The sequence below is a fragment of the Candidatus Moraniibacteriota bacterium genome (genome assembly GCA_028688415.1).
Classification (GTDB): Bacteria; Patescibacteriota; Minisyncoccia; order Moranbacterales; family UBA1568; genus UBA1568.
In genome coordinates, this window is the sequence record JAQTYF010000001.1 from 65,961 (window position 1) to 88,239 (window position 22,279).

23 protein-coding genes are annotated in these 22,279 nt (G+C 43.6%); 22 read left to right on the forward strand and 1 reads right to left on the reverse strand.

What is annotated here, in order from left to right; all coding sequences use genetic code 11:
* Positions 1-34 precede the first annotated feature (34 nt).
* The gene (locus tag PHH40_00270) at positions 35-1,474 is read left to right on the forward strand and encodes a PhoH family protein (protein ID MDD2766181.1); all 1,440 of its coding nucleotides are present in this window, start codon (positions 35-37) and stop codon (positions 1,472-1,474) included.
* Positions 1,475-1,530: 56 nt separating this feature from the next.
* Here PHH40_00270 and PHH40_00275 read toward each other — a convergent pair whose 3' ends face one another.
* On the reverse strand, positions 1,531-1,755 hold the full coding sequence (locus PHH40_00275) for a hypothetical protein (GenBank protein MDD2766182.1): 225 nt from the start codon (positions 1,753-1,755) through the stop codon (positions 1,531-1,533).
* A 127-nt stretch (positions 1,756-1,882) separates the two neighbouring features.
* Here PHH40_00275 and PHH40_00280 point away from each other — a divergent pair, with 127 nt between their 5' ends.
* From PHH40_00280 to uvrB, 21 genes are all read left to right on the forward strand, one after another.
* Positions 1,883-2,497, forward strand: a complete 615-nt coding sequence (locus PHH40_00280) for a DUF2238 domain-containing protein (protein MDD2766183.1) — start codon at positions 1,883-1,885, stop codon at positions 2,495-2,497.
* Positions 2,498-2,501: 4 nt separating this feature from the next.
* Positions 2,502-3,233 (forward strand): M23 family metallopeptidase, encoded by a 732-nt coding sequence (locus PHH40_00285; GenBank protein MDD2766184.1) that lies wholly within the window; start codon positions 2,502-2,504, stop codon positions 3,231-3,233.
* Between the two features lie 21 nt (positions 3,234-3,254).
* On the forward strand, positions 3,255-3,521 hold the full coding sequence (locus tag PHH40_00290; protein ID MDD2766185.1) for a rhodanese-like domain-containing protein: 267 nt from the start codon (positions 3,255-3,257) through the stop codon (positions 3,519-3,521).
* 89 nt (positions 3,522-3,610) lie between these two features.
* On the forward strand, positions 3,611-3,994 hold the full coding sequence (locus tag PHH40_00295) for a hypothetical protein (protein ID MDD2766186.1): 384 nt from the start codon (positions 3,611-3,613) through the stop codon (positions 3,992-3,994).
* An 18-nt stretch (positions 3,995-4,012) separates the two neighbouring features.
* Positions 4,013-4,414 carry a response regulator gene (locus tag PHH40_00300; GenBank protein ID MDD2766187.1) on the forward strand — a complete coding sequence of 134 codons (402 nt, stop codon included), beginning with the start codon at positions 4,013-4,015 and terminating at the stop codon, positions 4,412-4,414.
* Between the two features lie 19 nt (positions 4,415-4,433).
* A complete protein-coding gene (locus tag PHH40_00305; GenBank protein ID MDD2766188.1) occupies positions 4,434-4,835 on the forward strand; it encodes a bacteriohemerythrin in 402 nt (133 codons plus the stop codon).
* 27 nt (positions 4,836-4,862) lie between these two features.
* Positions 4,863-6,068, forward strand: a complete 1,206-nt coding sequence (locus PHH40_00310; GenBank protein MDD2766189.1) for an MFS transporter — start codon at positions 4,863-4,865, stop codon at positions 6,066-6,068.
* Between the two features lie 171 nt (positions 6,069-6,239).
* Positions 6,240-6,437, forward strand: coding sequence for a cold shock domain-containing protein (locus PHH40_00315; protein MDD2766190.1), 198 nt, complete (start codon positions 6,240-6,242; stop codon positions 6,435-6,437).
* 231 nt (positions 6,438-6,668) lie between these two features.
* Positions 6,669-7,091 (forward strand): hypothetical protein, encoded by a 423-nt coding sequence (locus PHH40_00320; GenBank protein ID MDD2766191.1) that lies wholly within the window; start codon positions 6,669-6,671, stop codon positions 7,089-7,091.
* 414 nt (positions 7,092-7,505) lie between these two features.
* The gene (locus PHH40_00325) at positions 7,506-7,901 is read left to right on the forward strand and encodes a hypothetical protein (GenBank protein ID MDD2766192.1); all 396 of its coding nucleotides are present in this window, start codon (positions 7,506-7,508) and stop codon (positions 7,899-7,901) included.
* 138 nt (positions 7,902-8,039) lie between these two features.
* Complete coding sequence (locus tag PHH40_00330) at positions 8,040-9,380, forward strand: sulfite exporter TauE/SafE family protein (protein MDD2766193.1); 1,341 nt, start codon at positions 8,040-8,042, stop codon at positions 9,378-9,380.
* A gap of 12 nt (positions 9,381-9,392) precedes the next feature.
* The gene (locus PHH40_00335) at positions 9,393-11,759 is read left to right on the forward strand and encodes a heavy metal translocating P-type ATPase (GenBank protein MDD2766194.1); all 2,367 of its coding nucleotides are present in this window, start codon (positions 9,393-9,395) and stop codon (positions 11,757-11,759) included.
* A 359-nt stretch (positions 11,760-12,118) separates the two neighbouring features.
* Positions 12,119-14,236, forward strand: a complete 2,118-nt coding sequence (locus tag PHH40_00340; protein ID MDD2766195.1) for a ribonucleoside triphosphate reductase — start codon at positions 12,119-12,121, stop codon at positions 14,234-14,236.
* Positions 14,237-14,268: 32 nt separating this feature from the next.
* Positions 14,269-14,475 carry an anaerobic ribonucleoside-triphosphate reductase gene (locus PHH40_00345; protein ID MDD2766196.1) on the forward strand — a complete coding sequence of 69 codons (207 nt, stop codon included), beginning with the start codon at positions 14,269-14,271 and terminating at the stop codon, positions 14,473-14,475.
* 257 nt (positions 14,476-14,732) lie between these two features.
* Positions 14,733-15,440, forward strand: a complete 708-nt coding sequence (locus PHH40_00350; protein MDD2766197.1) for an anaerobic ribonucleoside-triphosphate reductase activating protein — start codon at positions 14,733-14,735, stop codon at positions 15,438-15,440.
* A 21-nt stretch (positions 15,441-15,461) separates the two neighbouring features.
* A complete protein-coding gene (locus PHH40_00355) occupies positions 15,462-16,271 on the forward strand; it encodes a C39 family peptidase (GenBank protein MDD2766198.1) in 810 nt (269 codons plus the stop codon).
* A 211-nt stretch (positions 16,272-16,482) separates the two neighbouring features.
* Positions 16,483-16,830, forward strand: a complete 348-nt coding sequence (locus PHH40_00360) for a hypothetical protein (protein MDD2766199.1) — start codon at positions 16,483-16,485, stop codon at positions 16,828-16,830.
* 19 nt (positions 16,831-16,849) lie between these two features.
* Positions 16,850-17,407 (forward strand): SprT family zinc-dependent metalloprotease, encoded by a 558-nt coding sequence (locus tag PHH40_00365; protein MDD2766200.1) that lies wholly within the window; start codon positions 16,850-16,852, stop codon positions 17,405-17,407.
* 791 nt (positions 17,408-18,198) lie between these two features.
* Positions 18,199-19,332 (forward strand): DEAD/DEAH box helicase, encoded by a 1,134-nt coding sequence (locus tag PHH40_00370; GenBank protein MDD2766201.1) that lies wholly within the window; start codon positions 18,199-18,201, stop codon positions 19,330-19,332.
* 146 nt (positions 19,333-19,478) lie between these two features.
* Positions 19,479-20,183 (forward strand): VTT domain-containing protein, encoded by a 705-nt coding sequence (locus tag PHH40_00375; protein MDD2766202.1) that lies wholly within the window; start codon positions 19,479-19,481, stop codon positions 20,181-20,183.
* Position 20,184: 1 nt separating this feature from the next.
* Positions 20,185-22,272, forward strand: a complete 2,088-nt coding sequence (gene uvrB / locus PHH40_00380) for an excinuclease ABC subunit UvrB (GenBank protein ID MDD2766203.1) — start codon at positions 20,185-20,187, stop codon at positions 22,270-22,272.
* The last annotated feature ends 7 nt before the right edge of the window (positions 22,273-22,279 follow it).

Genomic DNA, 22,279 nt, shown 5'->3' on the forward strand with positions numbered 1-22,279 from the left:
GAGGAAAGCTGTCCCCAAAGAGCCTTCACCATTGGTGAAAAAACTCTTGGGAAACGCAAGCCGTTTCGGCCCCAAGAAATTATTCGTCTTGGATACGAATGTACTCATGCATGATCCGATGAGCCTGTTTCGTTTCGAGGAGCACGATGTGTATATCCCGATGATGACTCTCGAAGAACTCGATGGTCACAAGAGGGGACAATCCGAAGTGGCTCGGAGTGCGAGGCAAGTCAGTCGGACGCTTGACGAGCTTGTTTCTGGAAGCAAGACAAACATCAAGGAAGGTGTTGATCTGCAGGAAAAATCTCAGGGTCAGGCGACTGGTCGTCTTTTTTTTCAGACAGAAGCTCTCGGCGATGCATTGCCAGATTTCTTACCGAAGGCCAAAGCCGATAATCAAATCATCGGCGTCCTCATTGCACTCAAAAAGTGTTATCCGAACCGCGAAGTGATATTGGTATCCAAGGATATCAATATGCGCATCAAAGCCAATGCTATCGGTCAGGTGGCACAGGACTATTTCAGTGACAAGGTCCTGGAAGATACGGATCTCCTCTATTCCGGCACCACAGAGCTTCCGGAAAATTTCTGGGGAAAAAATACAGAAACCTGGAAGGCTGGCGGACATGATTTTTATCGAGTGCGGGGAAAATTGTGTTCTCAACTGTTTGTCAACGAGTTCGTATGGCAAGATGGTGATCATCCGTTTCGTGCGATCGTACACGAGCGTGCTGGTCAGATGGCGATACTTCGGACATTCAAAGATTATGTCCATCAGAAGAATGCCGTATGGAGTATCACAGCTCGCAATCGTGAACAGAGTTTTGCTTTGTGTCTGCTCATGGATCCGGAGATTGATTTCGTGTCTCTCTCAGGGCAGGCGGGTACCGGCAAGACACTCCTCACGCTTGCGGCGGCTTTGGAACAGACGCTCAACAAGAAACTGTACAGCGATATCATTTTCACACGGGTGACGATGCCTATTGGTGAAGACATCGGATTTCTCCCGGGCACAGAAGAAGAAAAGATGTTGCCATGGATGGGCGCGATGGAAGACAACCTCGATGTTCTTGGAGCGAATAACCCTCCAGAATTGCACAAGGAAGGGGAAAAGAAACACCCAGTTGATTGGAATCGTGTCGCTGGTTTGACCGATCTGATTCGTTCCCGTCTCAAAGTGAAGTCACTTAACTTTATGCGCGGGCGTACTTTCGTCAACAAGTTCATCATCATTGATGAAGCGCAGAACCTGACTCCTCATCAGATGAAAACCCTTATCACTCGTGCAGGACCAGGGACCAAGATAGTGTGTCTTGGCAATATCGCGCAGATCGATACGCCGTATCTGACAGAAGGGGGATCGGGATTGACGTATGTTGTCGATCGCTTCAAAGATTGGGAACACGGTGGGCACGTCACACTCCTCCGTGGCGAACGTTCACGACTTGCAGATCACGCAGCTGAAGTACTCTAACAGAGACAGAGTTCGAGAAACCGCACAGAAAGAATATTTCTTGTGCGGTTTTTTCTTTATCGTCTGTATGTTCTCTCCGTTTCTTCCTCATCTTCGTTCTTGGCAATCTCACGGAGCCTTGTTTTCTCTGCCTCTGGATCAGTAATAGCATTCATTATGGCGTCTTTTTCGAGCATGACATGAGGCACTACCCCGACAATTTCTTTGTATTTTGCTCTGAGTCTCTGTGATTCTTCCTCTGGTGTTTCGGAGGTGAAATTGAGTTCAAATTGTTTTGGCATAGAATATTTATGAAGGATTATACTATCAGTATACCAGTATCATTTGTTTTGTGAATATCATAAGAAGGATCTACTTTCAGAAGAACAAAAAAATGCTATACTAGAAAAGTAAAAAGTAAAAAAAATTATGAATACAAACACACGTTTCCTATCGTGGTTGACAGGTATATACGTCGTTCTTTTTTTGCTTCTCTCCATCAATCCAATTGATCGCACGACGTGGTTTGTCGAGAATCTGACGGTATGGATTATTCTCGCAGGAATACTCGGTCTCTTCTGGGGCGGGGTGCGTTTTTCACGCACTGCGTATGCGCTTATGTTCGTCCTCATTTATATGCATACTATTGGGGGGCATTATACTTTTGCCCTCGTTCCTTTTGATTGGGTCACTGATTTTTTTGGATTTACACGCAATCATTATGATCGTGTCGCTCATTTCACAGTCGGTTTCTATGCGTTCGCCATTGCAGAATATCTCTGGACCAAGAAACTTGTTGTAGGGAAATTCCTTTTGTTCACGTATCCTGTTTTTGTGATTGCGACACTTGCGATGAGTTATGAGCTTATTGAATGGATCTATGCTGCCACAGCCAATCCAGAAGCAGGGATGGCCTATCTCGGGAGTCAGGGAGACATCTGGGATGCTCAGAAAGATATGCTCGCAGATACTCTTGGTGCTCTTTCTGCAATGATGCTTTTTTTCTGGTCGAAGAATATCTGGAAGAAAAGAGAAAATATTTGAACATATGCGAGAAATAATTATGGGTACGGTGGCAGGCGTTATGCTGAGTATGCTGGGCGTCGTATTGTTTTATCTGTATGTATCAGATGATTCGTATCGTTTTGATACGCCCCAGAGCATTCCTTGTACCGAAGAAGTAATGCTTTGTGCAGATGGATCTTCTGTAAGTCGCACTGGCTTGCAATGTGAATTTGCACCATGTCCGACTTCTGTTCTACCAGATATTCGTAAAGAGGTTTTTGGAGCACCGCTTGATCAGGCAAGCGAGAGAATAATGAAGAAACCATTTGGCATCTTGATCGATTCGAAGACATCCCCGGTACAGCCCGAGCGATTTGGTGGCTATCATACGGGGACTGATTTTGAAACATTTCCGAATGAAAAATCTGTCGATGTTTCGGTGCGTGCGATATGTACAGGAGAGATAAATATGAAACGACAGGCTTCTGGATATGGGGGACTGGTTGTACAACAGTGTACTTTGGATGGAGAGGCAATATCGATTGTCTATGGTCACCTCGCTCTTAGGAGTGTGACAGCAGAGAAGGGTGATATTCTCATACAAGGAGATGTGATAGGAATCTTGGAGATGGCAGAGAGTATTGATACGGACGGTGAGCGCAAGCATCTTCATCTTGGAATATTCAGAGGTGATGCAATAAATATTCTTGGCTATGTTCCTTCACAGAAAGAACTTGACCAATGGATTGATCCCTGTATTCTCGTCTGTAAATAACAAAACAAAGTAAGAACACTTATGGCGACTCTTTTCATTGATGTTCGTACCAAGGAAGAATATAAGAAACGTCATGTGACGGGTGCGATGAATCTTCCTGTTGAGGAAATAATCGACGGAAAACTTGGCATGCTTCATGATATGAATCGTGACACAGTACTGTATCTTTATTGTCGGTCTGGCGGTCGCGCAGAAAAAGCGAAGGAAATTCTTTTTTCTCTTGGTTTTACAAATGTTTCCAATCTTGGTTGGCTTGAGAACGCAGAAAACTTTTCTCGTGAGCAATAAGTATTCCTTTGGTGATCTGGAGTTTGATGGCAAAACAACAGAATAATGTGGTATGATAGGAAGGTAAAAGAGAAAACTCTATCGAATATATGTATAAGCGTCGTCTTTTAGATGTAAAAAAATTGATTGATTTTTGGTCTATACCACATTTCCTTTTTGGTACGTTGCTTGCTCTTGCAACGATTACTTTCGTTCTCTCGATCGAATACATGTTTCTTGTTACACTATTCTTGGCTATTGTGTGGGAATTGATTGAGATGAAATGGAGACTCTGCGAAGCACCAGGCAATGGTTTTGTAGATGTTCTTCTCGCACTCGTAGGCTTTACAGTGACGTTTCTTCTGGTAAATCGCGTAGGGGTGAGTCCAGAGCGGTATGGTTCTCTTTTGATTTTCACAACTTTGCTCTTTTTGTGTTTGAATTTTTTCGCATGGCGAGCTCGCTTCGAACACGACAGAGAGTTTCAAGGGTAATTCATATAAAAAAAGAATATGGCAGAAGAACAAGATATTTGGGAAAGAAAAAAAGTATGTATCATCGATGATAACGAAGATATTCGTTCTATTTATCAGACGAAATTCAGCGCGGAAGGATTTGAAGTCTTTATGGCCGTGAATGGAGAAGAGGGATTGAAAGTTATCAACCAAGCAAAACCAGATATTATTCTTTTGGATATAGAAATGCCAATCATGAATGGAATAGAGGTTTTGAAAAAACTTCGCGAAGATACTGCGTTATCACGTATTCCAGTGATTATGCTTACCAATCAAGATAGTGAAGATTCTTTTCGTACCGTTGGAAAATTTGATACACAATTTTACATTATCAAATCTCTCGCTACTCCTCAGAAGGTAGTGAATATTGTCAGGGAAGTATTGCGTGCCAGAAGATAATTCACCGATAGCTTTCCTTATGATTCCCTGGAAAAAAGAATATTGTCTCGGTATTGAATCTATTGATACCCAGCACAAACAACTGATAGATATTATCAATGTTTTGTCTCAAAGGATTGCGAGTGGTATAGCCAAGCACGATGTTGAGATAGCTATCGTTGATATGGAACGCTATGTACAGACACATTTTCTTTTTGAAGAGAAATTTTTTACGGCTTGTCGTTACGAAAAGACATCAGAACATATCGCAGAGCACCATCTTTTTCTTGAAAAAACTCAAGAGTTTCGTACACGAGCTCTGACAGGAGATATCTCTCTTTCTCTCGAAATGCTTGGCTATCTCGAGGATTGGTTCTTGCATCATGTACTTGTCATCGATAGGCAGTACGTGGACGACTTCAAGAAGTTTGGCGTACAATAGATCATACAATAAAAATATTTGAGCACTATGCAAAAAAGTTATTTGCCAGTTTTGTTTTTTACACTTTTGATCGATATGATCGGCATTGGAATGATTATTCCTATCATACCGATTATTTTCACTGATCCATCATCGCCACATTTTCTTCTGGTTCATTATTCGACAGGGGAGCAGTATGTGTTCGCTGGTGCTGTGACGGCACTTTTTGGACTGATGCAATTTATCACCGCGCCACTTTTAGGAGAACTCTCTGATGTGTTCGGGAGGAAGCGACTTCTCACTATCGGAGTTGGTATTCTTGCGCTCTCTCAGATTCTTTTTGGATTTGGTATCGAGATTGTTTCTCTTCCGCTTATCATTCTCAGCCGTGCAATTGCTGGTATTGCTGGTGCGAACTTCAGTATCGCTCAAGCAAGCATTGCCGATGTGACCGCACCGAAAGACCGTGCGAAGAACTTCGGACTGATTGGAGCAGCATTTGGTCTAGGATTCATCATTGGTCCGATGCTTGGAGGATTCATCGCCTCTACCACTGGGAGCCCTGCAGCACCGTTTTGGTTGGCAGGTATGCTTGGCGTGTTGAATGTGATGTCTATCTCTCTTTTCTTGCCAGAGACGAATATGCACAGGAGTGAGAAAAAACATTTTACTCTCCTCAAAGGAATACATAATATCCAATCCGCTCTTCGTGATAAGAATGAGAAACCTCTTTATATCGCCAACTTCCTCTATGTGTCTGGGTTTACTTTCTTCACTTCGTTTATTAGTATTCTTCTCGTCTCACGATTTCATTTTACTGAATCCAACATCGGCACCTTCTTTGGTGTGTTGGGAATATGGATTGTTTTCACTCAAGGATTCATTCTTCGTATCTTGACCAAGAAGTATGATGAGAGAACGATACTTCGCTACTCACTTCTGTTTCTTATGTCGGGTCTCGCACTCTACGCAATCGTTCCGAGTACTCTACTTCTTTATGTGTTGATGCCTGTCGTCGCTGTCTCGAATGGACTCTCGATGGCCAACATGGCATCGCTTATTAGTAAGGGCGTCTCCGAGACCAAGCAGGGGGCAGCGCTTGGCATCAACGGATCGCTCATGGCACTCTCGCAGGGCATTATCCCTCTTCTCGCAGGATTCGGCTCAGGAGTTGTTGGTATTCAGGGTCCATTTTTCGCTGGTGCGCTTTCTGTATTCTGTGCTTGGTACATTCTTTTTGATCGTAAGGCATAAAGAATCGAAAATGAGTATTTTTGATACGATAAAAAGCTTTATAAAAGGGATAAAGAGGATTTTCTGATTGACAAAAACGAGAGAGTGCGCTATAATACAAACGTGTAATAAAGGCACAGCAAAAAACGGAGTCGAGTTTTCGCAGTATATAAGCAACCGTAAAAAAATCGTATGCAAGGAACTATCAAAACCCTTACAGACCGAGGATTCGGATTCATTTCTCGCGATGGCGAAGCAAAGGATCTTTTCTTCCACTCTAAGGAACTCGTAGGAGTCACTTACGACGAATTGAAAGTAGGCGACACTGTCTCTTTCGAAGTTGTCAATGGTGAAAAAGGCCCAGCAGCTACAGGCGTATCTCGCATCTAGTTGTCGCTTTCAAGAAACACCCTGAGCTTGTCGAAGGGTGTTTTTTGTTTTTCATTTTCATCTTTTTCCTTCTTGTTATTCCTACTTTTCTTTATTTTTCCTCTGTCATTTCAACTTCTCCTTTGTCATTCTCGCGTAGGCAGGAATCCAGAGTTTTGTTCTCACTCCGACCCGATGAATTCTACAATGGTGTATAATGAGAGTGCTGTTAATTTCTTTTGAAGAACGATTATGACTGCACCATTGTTTAGTATTTTTGCTCTCGGAGCAGAATTTTGTGTGACTGGCGTCGTGTTCTATGTTATTTGGCAAGCAGTGGAAAAAGTGAAGTTTAACAAAAAGCTCGGTTTTGGCGTGTTGGCATACGAAGTCATCTTCAATATTTCATATATGGTCATGAGGTCTCTCGAGCATGTGAATGAGAAGCCGGACGTTGTAGAGAGGCCAGGGGAGACGGCGCTTGTTATTTTTCATGGAACATTTTCGCTCGTCATGTTTGTCGCGCTGGTCATCTTCTTTGTCATCGCCGAGCGACACTATGCCAAGGGTGAGAATTTCTTCGTCCATCATCATCGTCTGACGAGTATCTTCCTCTATGCCTGGGGCATCTCTGTTTTTTCTGGAGCCCTCTTCTTCGTTCGTCTGTATATGTAAAGAGTGTAGAAGGGTAAACAGAGTGCCAAAAAGAATATTTTGTTGGTTGCTCCACTTGTTTGAGACGGCTTTCTTTCTTCTAAAAATTTCCTATGGATGCCGTAGAGTGAGGGAATATTTTTAGCAAAGAAAGAAGGCTTTCGAGGCTGGAGCAGAAACAAAAGATTGCTTTTTGGTAGTCTGTTCCAGTATCTCGTGTTGTCATAAAAAAGAAAAAAAGAAATGTGCTATACTGGGAGTGAAAAGCCTTCAGAAAGGACTGCGAAAAATTGAGACCCACCTGGACTTCCGGGGAAAAATGTAATTTTTTCCGTTAATCTTTTTCAAGGGACTCAGCCGCTCTCCCGCATTGAAGGCTTTTTATTACCCTGAAAAGATATTGTTCTGTGTTCGAAAATGGTCTATACTGATACTATGAAATACTTCCAAAAAACAATCGTATTTAGTTTGATAGTGATGCTTGTATCGTCTGCGGGTGGTTTCTGTATGAACCCGATGATGGCAGAAGCGAACACTTCTGAGATGAACAAGGAGATGAATCATCTGCTCGTTATGGCACATGATGCTGTGGCCGCACAATCTGAGACATCATCTGCTATCGATGTGTGTATTGTCGATTGTGTTACAACGGTCCTTCAGATAACCACTACCAAGAAATCTGTTGTTGATCACATTCTGCAAGTTTCTTCTCTTACCCCGCTCACTCTCTTTCGAGGGTCGTCTTCGGATGGGATACTCGTGAGCGACGATGCCTTTGGTATTTCGCCGCCGTCACCCGATATCCTTTCTTCTGTTTTCAAACGGGAATAAATTTGTTTTTGACGTTTCTACCAGGCCCGATTTTTCGGTTGCTCTTTTGGGGACGTCAGAGTACCATTTCTTTAGAGAGAGATGGTTTTTGTTTTTCTTTCGCAGATAATATATCCAAGAGTATAAAATACAAAATTTATGAATAAAATAATTGTCGATATTACAGGAATGACCTGTCGTTCGTGCGAGCTTATCACAGAAGATGAGCTCGGTAGTGTGTCTGGTGTGACCAAAGTGAAAACAAATTTCCGTACAGGAAAAGCGGAACTCTGGTATGATGGCGCGCGGCCGAGCGATACGAGTATTGCTCGTGCGATACAGAAATCCGGGTACGCAGTAGGCAAAGGAAAGAAAAACTGGATCAATAATGATGTGTCTGCCTGGGTGGAAACTCTTTTCGCGCTCGGAATCGTCTTTGTGCTGTTCGTGATTGCTCAATCATTGGGACTCTTCAATATTTCTCTCGGAGCATCTGAGAAACTCACTAATCTCTCATTTGTACTGCTTCTTGGTGTGGTCGCTGGACTCTCGACGTGTATGGCGATGGTCGGTGGTCTCGTCCTTGCAATGTCAGCTCGTTTCAGCGAGCGTCATCCAGAGGCGAGCATACGACAGAAATTCATGCCAAACGTGTATTTCAACATTGGACGCATTGGAGGCTTTGCCATCCTCGGTGGATTGCTCGGATCTCTTGGCGCGACATTCCAACTCTCATCGCTTTCAGTAGGAGTGATGACAATACTTATCGGAGGAGTGATGCTTCTTGTTGGGCTTCAGTTACTCGAACTCTTTCCTCGTCTTTCGATGTGGAAATTGCAACTCCCGAAGAGTATTGCTCGAATACTTGGAATACAATCACAGACAAAAAAGGAGTACAGTCATGGACGCGCAATGCTCCTCGGTATGATGACGTTTTTTTTGCCGTGTGGCTTCACTCAGCTTGTTCAGCTCTTCGTCGTGGCACAAGGAAGTTTTTTCGTGGGTGCGGTGACGCTCGGGGCATTTGCTCTCGGGACAGCGCCAGGACTGCTTGGTATCGGAGGTATCACCGCCAGCGCACAGGGGACATTTCGGCAATTTTTTTTCAAGTCGGCAGGTATTATTGTGATTGCACTCGGCATCTTCAACTTTCAGAATGGTTCTGCGCTTGTGAGACTCGGATCAGAGACAAGAGGTATGAATATTGAACAGAATGATCGAGGAGCAAACGAAGAACCTCAGGTCATTCGTATTGTCCAAGATGCGAATGGATATACTCCGAGACAGCTCACGGTGAAGAAAGGACAACCAGTCAAGCTCATCATTGACTCAGAGGATTCATATACCTGTGCTACGAGTTTCACGATGCCGAAAGCGGGTATCAGAAAAACTCTCAAACCAGGAGAGAATGTACTCGAGTTTATACCAGGAGAGACGGGCGCGCTACCGTTTAGTTGTTCGATGGGGATGTATCGTGGGGTGATCAATGTCATCGAATAATCCTCATATCTTATGAATACAATAAAAAAAGTTGAAGAGAAGAGAATCAGTCTCTCTCTTTCTGGTATGCACTGTGCTTCATGTGCAAATCTCATCGAACGATCATTGCAAAAAGTGGCAGGCGTGAAAAGTGCGACGGTGAATTTTTCAGCAGAAAAAACCCTGATTGATTTTGATGAATCGATAGTCAATATTCAGACACTGATTGATACGGTGGTCGGTATTGGATATACAGCCCAAGAAGTCGATGCGAAGGACACGGAATATGAAACACGGAAACGTGAGAAAGAAACTTCGGTGTATTGGAATAAATTTCTCTTTGCTGCCATCCTGAGTTTTCCGATGCTGTACTTCATGTTGTTTGACTTTGTCGATTGGCTTCCTGGAGAGAAAGCATTTGCGCCGTATATCGGTGTTTTCTCACTCCTCCTCACCATTCCAATACAGTTCATTATTGGGGCAGGATTCTACCGAGGGATGTGGGCATCGCTTCGGATGAAGACGTTTAATATGGATAGTCTCATCGCTATCGGTACGTCAACAGCATTTTTCTATAGTCTGTATAATTTCACGACGTATGCGTTCGCGAACAGATCTCTTCTGGGTGTTTCGGAAATGAAGATTCCTGATTTATACTTCGAGACCGCTGCGTACCTCATCACATTTGTTCTTCTTGGGAAATGGCTCGAGATTCGTACCAAAGGCAAGACGTCGGATGCTATCAAGAAATTGATGGGACTCCAGGCTAAGACAGCTCGAGTGATCCGTAGTGGAGCAACACTCGATATTGCTATTGATGATGTTATTCACGGCGATATTGTCATTGTTCGTCCCGGGGAAAAAGTTCCTGTCGATGGAAAAATTGTAAAAGGTTCGTCGGCAGTCGATGAATCGATGATTACCGGAGAGAGTCTTCCTGTAGAAAAAAATGAAGGCGACATGGTAACAGGAGGAACGATCAATAAGACAGGAAGTTTCGAGTTTGAAGCGATGAAAATTGGAAGCGAGACAATCCTTGCTCAAATCATTCGTCTTATCGAAGAAGCCCAAGGGTCGAAAGCACCCATTCAAGGTTTTGCGGATAAGATTTCTGCCTGGTTTGTACCGGCGGTGATCGGAATAGCTCTCCTTACATTTCTTGTGTGGTATTTCGCGCTTGGATCGACACTCTCATTCGCGCTTATGGCGTTTACATCAGTCATTGTCATCGCTTGTCCATGTGCGCTCGGACTCGCAACACCGACGTCACTCATGGTCGGAACAGGTAAAGGCGCAGAGTATGGCATCCTCGTAAAGGGCGGGGAAGCTCTCGAAGCAGCAAGTAATATCTCTGCTGTCATATTTGATAAGACGGGAACACTGACCAAGGGAAAACCCGAAGTGACGGACATTGTAGTGTTCGGATCACAAGACAAAAATGCTATCTTAACCATTGCCGCAAGTTTAGAAAAACTTTCAGAACATCCGTTGGCTGAAGCTATCTGTCAGTATGCCAAGAAAGAAAACATCAATCTGGAAATTGTCCATAACTTCAATTCTGTTACCGGTCGAGGTGTACAGGGTGAGATGGGTGGTGTGACATATTCTATTGGGACTCGTAAAATGATGATTGAAATGCTTCATTTGGATGTAGAGAAAATCGAACAAAAGATGACACGTCTCGAAGAGCAGGGCAAGACAGTTATGATCGTGGCGACCGAAGAGGCTCTTATCGGAATTATTGCAGTGGCCGATACAGTGAAAGAAACTTCGCGAGAAGCGGTCGAAAAATTACAAAAAATGGGTATCGAAGTATGGATGATTACAGGGGATAACAGGAGAACAGCAGAAGCTATCGCCGAGCAGGTGGGTATTACAAATATTTTAGCAGAAGTACTTCCAGAAGAAAAAGTAAATGAAGTGAAAAAAATGCAGGATGCCGGGAAAAAAGTCGCTATGGTTGGCGACGGTATCAATGATGCTCCAGCTCTCGCACAGGCCAATGTGGGGATTGCCATGGGATCAGGCACTGATGTGGCGATGGAGGCAGGAGATATCGTCATTATGAAGAGTGATCTCTGCGATGTCGTTACGTCGTTTCAGCTTTCCCGAGAAACGATGTGGAAAATCAAACAAAATATGTTTTTTGCACTGTTTTACAATGTGATTGGTATTCCGATTGCTGCGAGAGTATTTATTGATTTTGGTCTCATACTCAAACCAGAGCTTGCTGGACTGGCGATGGCGATGAGTTCGATTTCGGTGGTAGGGAACTCACTTTTGCTTCGATTCTTTCAGCCAAACAAACGAAACTATATTTCTTTGGTTGCTCCATTTATTATGGTAATGGTGTTTACTTTCGGATTCTTCGAGTTTGCGAAATTGAGTGCTGGAATGTAAAGAAAATATGTTGTGAAGAGAAAAGCAGTCTCAAAAGTGAGACTGTTTTTTGTATAAAATTATGAAGGTTCATAATTTGAATAACCCTCAAAAAGCCTTTGTTGAGCCGTCTCAAAAGGGGGTTGTACAGGATTGAAGAAAAGGAGTATTATTGAGTGGAAAAGAAAGAGTGATATATGAGTGTATTCTTTCTCAGAAAGTGAAAACATACTATATGTAGTGTGCTATAATAGAAATACGGTACATTTCTATTGGGAGAAAGAAGTTTTTTTTGAAAATGAAAGACGCTTCATAAGAAGTCGTTTTTTCTTTCAAGAAAGTATTTTTGTGAGACATAATCCAACATAAACAGAGCATCTATGCCGATTTACAAAGTGCAGAAACGAAACGGAGGTATTGTAGATTTTGATCTGACCAAGATCGAGCGCGCGATCGAGAAGTCTGCTGAAGCAGTGGGAAAGAAGGGTGAAGTGAAGGTATCTGTGCTTGCAAAAGAAGTGTACAAAAATCTCGAGAAGAAATTCGAGGATGGAATCCCGACCGTGGAAGATGCTCAAGACAGCGTAGAAGAAATACTCATCGAACATGACTATGCTGATATTGCAAAAGCCTACATTCTCTATCGTGAAAAACGTCGTGAAGTACGTGAAGAGAAGAATGTCGTTATCCAAGTAGAAAAAGTCGTGACGGAATATCTCGAGAAGCTTGATTGGCGTGTGAATGCAAATTCCAATCAAGGCTATTCTCTCGGAGGTCTCATATTAAATACCGCTGGCAGTGTCATAGCCAATTACTGGCTTTCGCACATTTATCCCAAAGCTATTGGTGACGCACATCGCAATGGTGACTATCACATCCATGATCTCGATATGTTTTCTGGGTATTGTGCTGGATGGAGTCTTCGCGTCCTCCTCGAAGAAGGTTTCAATGGCGTGCCGAACAAAGTAGAATCTGCGCCTCCGAAACATCTCAATTCTGCAGTCTCGCAAATGGTCAACTTCCTCGGAACGCTCCAGAACGAGTGGGCAGGTGCTCAGGCATTCTCGAGTTTCGATACCTATATGGCACCATTCGTAAAGAAATATGAGATGGAGCTCCGTGCTGATGTGAAGAAATATGGAATGAAATTTGCTTCGAAGGAGGCAGAAGAAAAATATATAGCAGACGAGACGTATGAATATGTTCACCAAAATATTCAGTCATTTGTATTCAATCTAAACATTCCATCACGTTGGGGAACACAGACGCCATTCACGAACATCACTCTTGATTGGGATTGTCCGACAGATATGAAAGAGAAACGACTGTTTCTCGGAGGCAAAGAATTTGAATACACGTTTGGTGAGTTGCAGAATGAAATGGATATCGTAAATCGCGCTTTCATCGAAGTGATGTCTCATGGTGATTCCAAGGGACGGACATTTACTTTTCCTATTCCGACCTACAATGTGACCAAAGATTTCAAATGGGATGATCCGAAGAATTTGCCACTGTTTGAAATGACTGCTAAATACGGTACTCCATATTTCCAGAACTTCGTGAACTCCGATCTCAATCCGAGTGATGTACGTTCGATGTGTTGTCGTCTCCAGCTCGATTTGAGAGAACTTCGGAAGCGTGGAGGTGGACTCTTTGGTTCTGCCGAGATGACAGGTTCTATCGGTGTGGTGACGATCAATGCGGCTCGTATCGGATATCTTTCGAAGGGAGACAAAGAAAAGTTTTTCAAACGTATCGAATATCTGATGGACCTTGCCAAGACATCACTCGAAATGAAACGTAAAGAAGTACAAAAATGGATTGACGCAGGATTGTTCCCTTATACGAAACGTTACCTCGGATATTTGAAAAATCATTTTTCAACTATTGGTGTGAACGGTATCAATGAGGCTATCCGTAACTTCACGGATGGCAAGGAGAATATCACGACACCCGAAGGACACAAATTTGCTCTCGAGATTCTCGATTTTATGCGAGAACGTATCAAAGATTATCAAGAAGAAACAGGAAACTTCTTCAACCTCGAAGCAACACCAGCCGAAGGTACGACCTATCGATTCGCCAAAGAAGACAAGAAACGTTTCCCGGATATTCTCCAAGCTGGCACAGAAGAAGCCCCATACTATACAAATTCTTCACAACTACCGGTTGGATTTACGGATGATGTGTTTGAAGTATTGAAGCTCCAAGATGATCTGCAAACGAAATATACTGGAGGTACCGTACTCCATTGTTATATGAATGAGAAAGTGAGCTCGGGTGAAGCCTGTCGCAACCTTGTTCGCAGTATTCTTTCCAATTTCCGTCTCCCATACATCACGATCACACCAACCTTCTCGATCTGTCCGAAGCACGGCTATCTCGAAGGGGAATATGATTATTGTCCGAAGTGTGATAAAGAACTCGGTATCGAAAATGGCATACGGTTCGACACTGAGACACGGAAGAAGTATGAAGAATTGGAACAAGTAAAATAAAAATAATAAATAAGTGAATTAACCACAAACATATGTCAGAACAAAAAGCAGTCGACGTGGAAGCGCTCGAAGCCAAGAGAACACATTGCGAAGTGTGGACACGCGTGATGGGATATCATCGCCCGGTCTCCCATTTCAATATTGGTAAAAAGGCCGAGCATTATTCCCGCAAGCACTTCCAAGAAACCGTCGCTTCGAATAACGAGTTCTGCGAAAAGTATCAACTCGTAGCATGCTAGTAAGAATAATTTATCAATTTTATTGCTCGTGAAAACTTTTCATCACAAGCAACCTCTCTGGGTAGCCATTCATTTGCCCCAGCGGGCAAACTCTTTGCGTGAACTTTTTTTCATCCGACGAAGCGTCGGAACCATGCTGAAAAAAATTTCAAGCCTCCCAGAAAGATTCTTGTGAAAAAAGTCTCTGTTCCACTTTTTTTGTCTCGATTTTTTATTCTTTTATTGAAAAATGAAGTATTGATTAGAAATTCTTTTCTATGATCATCAGTGGTATTCAAAAATTCACTCTCTTGGACTTTCCTGGGAAAATAGCGTGCATCATCTTTACCGGTGGGTGCAATTATCGTTGTGGTTTTTGTCACAATCCGGAATTTGTTCTGCCGGAAGAACTGGCGAAGATTTCCAAGAATTTCATTCCCGAAGAAGTAGTATTCAATTTTCTGAAGGAACGACAAGGGATGCTTCAGGGAGTAGTGATTACGGGTGGCGAGCCGACGATTATGCCTGATCTCGAAGCATTTATTATGAAAGTGCGAGCGCTCGGATTTGCCGTGAAGCTCGATTCCAATGGCAATCGTCCAGAAGTACTCCGTTCACTTATCGAGAAAAAATTGGTAGACTATATCGCGATGGATTTCAAGACGAGTCTCCCAGAATATCAGAAGCTCGTCGGGAAGTGGGCCGACAGAGAGAAATTGCAGGAGAGTATCGATATGCTCAAGGATGGGAATGTCGACTATGAATTTCGTTCTACACTCATCAGAGAAATTCACACACCAGAAATTCTGCAAGCGATGAGTGAAACGCTCGAGGGAGCCAATCGCCTCTATCTCCAGACATTTCGTAACGGCATCACACTTCATCCTGATTTCAAGAACTACCACCCATTTTCTTCTGATGAAATGGAAGATATCGCCAAGCTTTTCAGAACAACAATTTCGGAGGTGTTCGTCCGCGGAGAATAAGAGATGTGCTAGAGTGGAGGTATGAAACAGAAATTCCTCTTTATTCTTTTGATGTTTTGTACGCTCGGAATGGCGATAGGATTTTTTGTTGTTTCTGTTGTGAGACAATCGAATGTCACTTCGGTTCAGGATATCCCTCAGGGAGAGAAGGTAGAAGAAGAAAAGAACAGACCAATTGTTACTTCAGATGAAAAGAAAGAGTCTGATGAAAACAGGTCTGTCGAAAGAGAACCAAAAAAAGTGAGAGAAAGTAGTTTCCTCGAGAACGTTCCTTTTACGACACAGGCACCATTCGGAGAATGGGATGATCCAGTGTTTCAGAACGGTTGCGAGGAGGCAGCTCTCGTGATGGCAGAGTATTGGCTCACAGGAAAACCGTTGACGAAAGAAATCGCCAAGAAAGAAATCATCGCTCTCTCGAAATTTCAGAAAAAGACAATAGGACAATCAATCGACACATCTACAGAAGATACGGAAAAACTTCTCAGAGAATATTATAGTGTCACGACATCGACTGTGCAGACAAATATCACACTTCTCGATATACGGGAAGCACTTTCTTCTGGAGTGCTCGTCATCGTACCAGCGGATGGGAGGAAACTTCATAATCCGAATTACACACAACCAGGACCGACGACACATATGTTGGTTATCATCGGATATGATGCCGAAAAGCAGGAATTCATCACCAATGATTCAGGCACTCGGAATGGCAAGGGATATCGATATAGGGAAGATGTCTTGTTTGAAGCGATCAGAGATTATCCTACGGGGAATCATCTGCCTATACCAAAAATCGAAAAGAGTATGATCATTGTGAGAAAAGAGTAGATTTTTTGTGATATAATAGAGGTATAATATGCTAATTAAAAAAGACTGTCGTTTTTTACAAGAATCTTTCTGGGAGAGTTGGAGTTTTTTCGAGCACGGTGCCGTCGTCTTCGACGGATCGAAAAAAATCCATAAGAGAAATTCACCGCTGGGTGAATGAATGGCTCCCAGAAAGGTTACTTGTAAAAAACATGGTAAATAATATACACCTATGGGACTTTTTTTCTCATCGAAGAAACCAGCCGTTCCTACGACACCGAGTGCGAAAGGAAGCGTTTCTTTGGCACACAAATATGATCGCAATAGTAGAGGGCGCATCACTGAAACGGAATTCAAATTTCTCGAAACGAGATTGAAACAAGAAATGAGTCATTCTGATGCGAAGCGAATTCTCGAGGGGATCCGTCCAAACCTCGATTCCGATGGACACTATGGTGGCAAGAATATCAGCACAAAAGAAGCGAATGACTCACTGGACTATATGAAAAGGAATCATCACAGCGGATTGTCAAACAGCGATATCGAAAAAGCGCGAGATATTTTGAGCGAATACCAATAATACGATTCTGGAAGTTTGTATGAGAGAGATGACTGTGTCTGATGAAAATGGCAACATTGTCTGTGTGGTCAAGAAAAATATACGGGCTCGTGCTCTGCGACTGGTCATCCAGAAGGATGGAAGAATAACACTTACTCTTCCATTTTTCATTTCGTATGAGCAGGGGCGACGTTTTCTCCAGAGTAAGCAAGAATGGATTTGTGAGAAAGTACGAGCATTCCTCTCGGCACCACAGCACCTCATCCATCGAGGGAGTGTAGAAGAATACAAGGCGTCTCAGAAAGAGGCAAGAAAACTTATTGAAGCTCGTCTCATATATTTCCAGAATGCGTACGATGTACATTGGAATCGTGTGAGTATACGCAATCAAAGTACGCGCTGGGGGAGCTGCTCACGTCATGGCAACCTCTCATTCAACTACCGTTTGCTTCTCCTCCCTCCGCACCTCTGTGACTATGTGATTGTGCACGAACTCTGTCATTTGCGAGAAATGAATCATTCACCGAAATTCTGGGCACTCGTAGCGCTCACCTTTCCAGACTATAAGAAACTTCGACAAGAAATGCGATTGTTGTGAAACATATGAGAAATCTATAGTTTTTGATTTATCTTTTTAGAGAATTATCAAAAGCCAATTTTTCATCATCGTTCCACCTCTCACAAGAGCTCTCAGTATTACGAAAAAAGCAGTCTCCAATCTACACAATCACAACTTCTTTTTTCGATCTGAGAGCTCTTGCTCAGTCAGTGTGGAAAGGATGATGAAAAATTCTTTTGACAATTCTCCTCACAAGTTGGGCTGTTTTATGAGAATGTGAGGTCTCTTCTCCTCTCTTTCAATACCCAAAAGAATTTTTTGTTGGTTGCTCCACTTGTTTGAGACGGCCTTCTTTGATCGAAAAATTTCCTATGGATGCCGTAGAATGAGGGAATATTTTTCATAAGCAAAGAAGGCCGGTGAGGCTGGAGCAGAGACAAAAGATTGCTTTTGGGTTTTGAAAGAGTTGCACTTCAGAATAGAATTCAGTTACTCAGGCTTGACAGGACTGCTTTTTCCTGCTTTAATGAAGTTCTTACTCTAGAGCCTTTTAGATGGTTCTACATTCCTTTGATTGAGTCATATCCTCTAATCTGAAGGGAAGAGATAAGACTTAATCACTAAGGGGTCTTTCCTTTTAGCACATTTCTTTGTTACAAGTTCCGGTACTCACCGCTGTATGCGACATACAGCTTGTTCTGTTCCTCACTTGCGCCTCGAACTGTACATAAAAGTAAAAAACCCTCTATATATCGAATATGTTTAGTAGAAACTCGAGGGGACGATCTCCTCAAAGAAGCGTGTCCGCAAACCGTGCTGGCCGACCAAATATGAGAGGACGACGCAAACGTCCCGCAGAGCGTGAGCTCGATTTCACACAATTTGTGAAAAAAGCAGTGCAAACAACAGAAGTAGAAGCTTTCAATCCGACACACAAGTTCGCTGATTTTGAAATGCACAGCAAATTGAAGGCCAATGTCGCCAAAGCAGGATATGTTCATCCGACACCTATTCAGGACGGGGCTATTCCTCATATTTTGGAAGGCAAAGATGTGATCGGCGTAGCGAACACTGGTACCGGGAAAACAGCAGCTTTCCTTTTGCCACTCATTCACAAGACATTCAAGCACCCGACAGAAAAAGTATTGATCATTATCCCAACTCGCGAACTCGCACTTCAGATCGAAGACGAACTCCGTAAATTTGCTGATGGATCAGGACTCCGTTCTGCACTTTGTATCGGTGGATCACACATGGGAGATCAGATTCGTAGTCTCTCCCGCAATCCGAGCTTTGTTATCGGAACACCGGGACGATTGAAAGACCTCGTCGAACGTGGCAAACTCCATCTCACAGATTTCAACAATGTGGTGCTCGACGAAGTAGATCGTATGCTTGATATGGGATTTATCAACGATATCAAATATCTCATCGCACTGCTCAAAACCCCTCGTCAGTCTCTTTTCTTCTCTGCTACGATGCCGAGAGAAATTGCAGAATTGACCAAGAAGTTTTCGAACAACGCTGTGACCATCACGATCAAATCCCGAGCGACTTCAGAAAATGTCGATCAGGATGTCGTACGAGTCTTGCCGAAAGAAGACAAGCTCGAGGTACTCCATAACCTCCTCCTCAAACCAGAGTTTACGAAAGTCCTCATTTTCGGACGAACAAAACACGGTGTAGAGAAACTCGCGATGCGTCTCGAAGAACGTGGTTTCAAATCTGATTCTATTCATGGTGATAAATCACAGTCTCAACGCCAGCGTGCCCTCCGTCGTTTCAAACAGGATGAAATCATCATCCTCGTCGCAACCGATGTAGCTGCTCGTGGACTCGACATCCCGGATGTTTCACACGTCATCAACTACGAACTCCCGGAAAATTACGAAGACTATATCCACCGCATCGGTCGTACCGGTCGTGGATCCAAGAAAGGCAATGCTTTGACATTCGTCGACTAAGCAGGAATCTTCATTCCAAGAAATACGAAGAATGTACTGAGCGGTTGAATCGCTCAGTGAAGTCTTCACTGGCAAAAAAAGTTCTGCTGTGTAGCAGGACTCTTTTTTTTAGGCTATACTAAAGAAGCTCTTTTTTGAAGATTACTATGCATTTCTTTCATGCTATCGAACAATTTATTACTCATTTTTCGACGACAGTGCCTCTGCCGGTGTTTGTGTTTGTAGGATCTTTTTTAGAAGAAGTCATTAGTCCTATCCCTTCTGCTCTCGTGATGGGAACGGCTGGGACGCTGGCGATGATTGAGGGCAATCCGTTCTCGTACCTTTTTCTTCTGGCCGCTATCGGCAACATAGGAAAGGCGAGTGGTGCCTGGATCTACTATTTCATCGGTGACAAACTTGAAAATATTCTCGTGAAGCCACTAACAAAATATTTCGGTATCAATCATCATGATATCGAGAATATCGGAAAACGTTTTACAGGACATCACTGGAAGGATGGAGGTGTTTTGTTTCTTATCCGTCTCTTCCCACCGTTCCCGACGACACCAGTTTCTCTTGCGTGTGGAATTATCAAGATGGATACCAGAGTGTTTCTCGCTGCGACCTACGCCGGGAACTTTTTCAAAGATCTTCTTTATCTGTATATCGGGTACGCAGGTTTCGCGAGTCTCCATTTTCTCTGGCATCAGACCAACAAAATGAAACTCGGAGTAGATATTATAGTTACATTGGCCATTATTGCATTTTTCGTCTTTTTATTCTTTCATCAGAGAAGGGGAAAGAAATTTCTTCGCCATTGTCAGAGTCATTCTGTTGATTTTTTGAATTTTTTGAAGAGAAAAAAATAGTATGTCCGTATTCACATTACGAAGCAAATACAAACCAGCAGGGGATCAGCCAGAGGCCATCGCTTCTTTGATGCGTGGATTGAAGAAAAAAATGCGGTTCCAGACACTCCTCGGTGTCACAGGATCAGGCAAGACTTTTACTGCGGCCAATATCATTGCTCAGAATGACCAACCGACCCTCGTCATCGCTCACAACAAGACACTCGCCGCTCAACTCGCACAGGAGTATCAGGAATTTTTTCCCGATCATGCCGTGCACTATTTCGTCTCATACTACGACTACTATCAGCCAGAAGCATATATGCCAGCCTCTGATACGTACATCGAGAAAGACGCACAGATCAACGCAGAGATTGACCGTCTCCGTCACGCTACCACGCAGTCGCTCCTCACCCGTCGTGACGTGATCATTGTCGCTTCCGTTTCCTGTATCTATGGATTAGGGAGTCCAGAAGAATACAAGAAAGAAAATATGCATCTCGAAATCGGTATGCGGATGGTGCGGACAGAGCTCCTTCACAAGCTCGTCTCTATCTTCTTCGAACGCACCAATGCTGATCTTGGCCCGGGACAATTCCGTAGTATCGGCAATCGAGTCGAGATCATGCCAATCTCGGATACATTCACCTATTTGCTCGAGATAGAGAGTGGGAAACTCGTACATATCACCAAGATCGATCCTGTCTCCCAAAAAATCCTCGATACACCAGAAAATATTTTTCTTTTTCCTGCAAAACATTTCATCACTGATCCAAAACAGAAAGAAAAAGCGATCGTCTCGATCCGTCAGGAACTTACGAAACAATTGAAAGTACTGGAAGCTGAAGGCAAACCACTCGAGGTGGAGCGTCTGAAACGTCGGACGAACTATGATCTCGCGATGATGCAGGAGATCGGCTATTGCAATGGTGTCGAGAACTATTCCCGTCATCTCTCTGGAAAAAAACCAGGTGATCCGCCAGAAACACTGCTCTCATATTTCCCACACCATGAGGATGGAACACCAGACTTCCTCACGATCATCGATGAGTCACACGTGACCATACCTCAACTGCGTGGTATGTATGCCGGTGACCAGTCTCGCAAGAAGACGCTCGTCGAATACGGTTTCCGTCTCCCGAGTGCTCTCGACAACAGACCACTCCGTTCTGAAGAATTCCTCGAACGAGTAGGACAGATTGTATTCACTTCGGCGACACCAGCAGACTATGAACGAGAGGTGAGTAGCCAGATAGTGGAGCAGGTTATCCGACCGACTGGACTGATCGATCCTGAGACGACGGTGCTTCCTGTACGAGAGAAAGACGAGCCTGTCCGCAATGCTTCCGTTTCGGATGCAGGAGGGTATCCAGGACAGATCGGAGATTTTATCAGACAGACTGAAGAAGAAATAAAAAAGGGTGGACGTGTCATCGCGACGACACTGACGAAGAAAATGGCCGAAGACCTGAGTACCTATCTGAAAGAACGTGGCGTGAAAGCAGAATACCTCCACAGTGATATCAAAACGATCGATCGTATCAAAATCCTCACGTCTTTTCGTAAGGGTGATTTCGACTGTCTCGTCGGAGTGAACCTGCTCCGCGAAGGTCTCGATCTTCCCGAAGTTACATTCATCGGTATTCTCGATGCTGATAAAGAAGGATTCCTCCGCTCCGAGACATCGCTCATCCAGATCATCGGGAGGGCTGCTCGCAATGTGAACGGACGAGTCGTCCTCTATGCTGATCGTATGACGGGATCGATGGAATATGCTCTCCGCGAGACCAATCGTCGTAGGAAATTGCAGATAGAATATAATACGAAACACGGTATCACTCCGCAAACCATTCAGAAAAAAATTCACGATATTACCGAATCGATGGAGAGCGATCATGCCAAAGCCGTACGTGCAAACGTCACCCTCGATGAAGAAATATTTGCCAAGAATCCAGAGAAACTCATCCGTTTGAAAGGAAAAGAAATGCAGTCAGCCGTGAAAGAACTCGATTTCGAGACGGCCGCTATCCTCCGCGATGAGATACGTGCCCTCGAAGAATCGATAGGCGGGAAAAAGAAGAAGCGCCCCGTCCGTTCCAAGATGTTTTAGTCAAAAA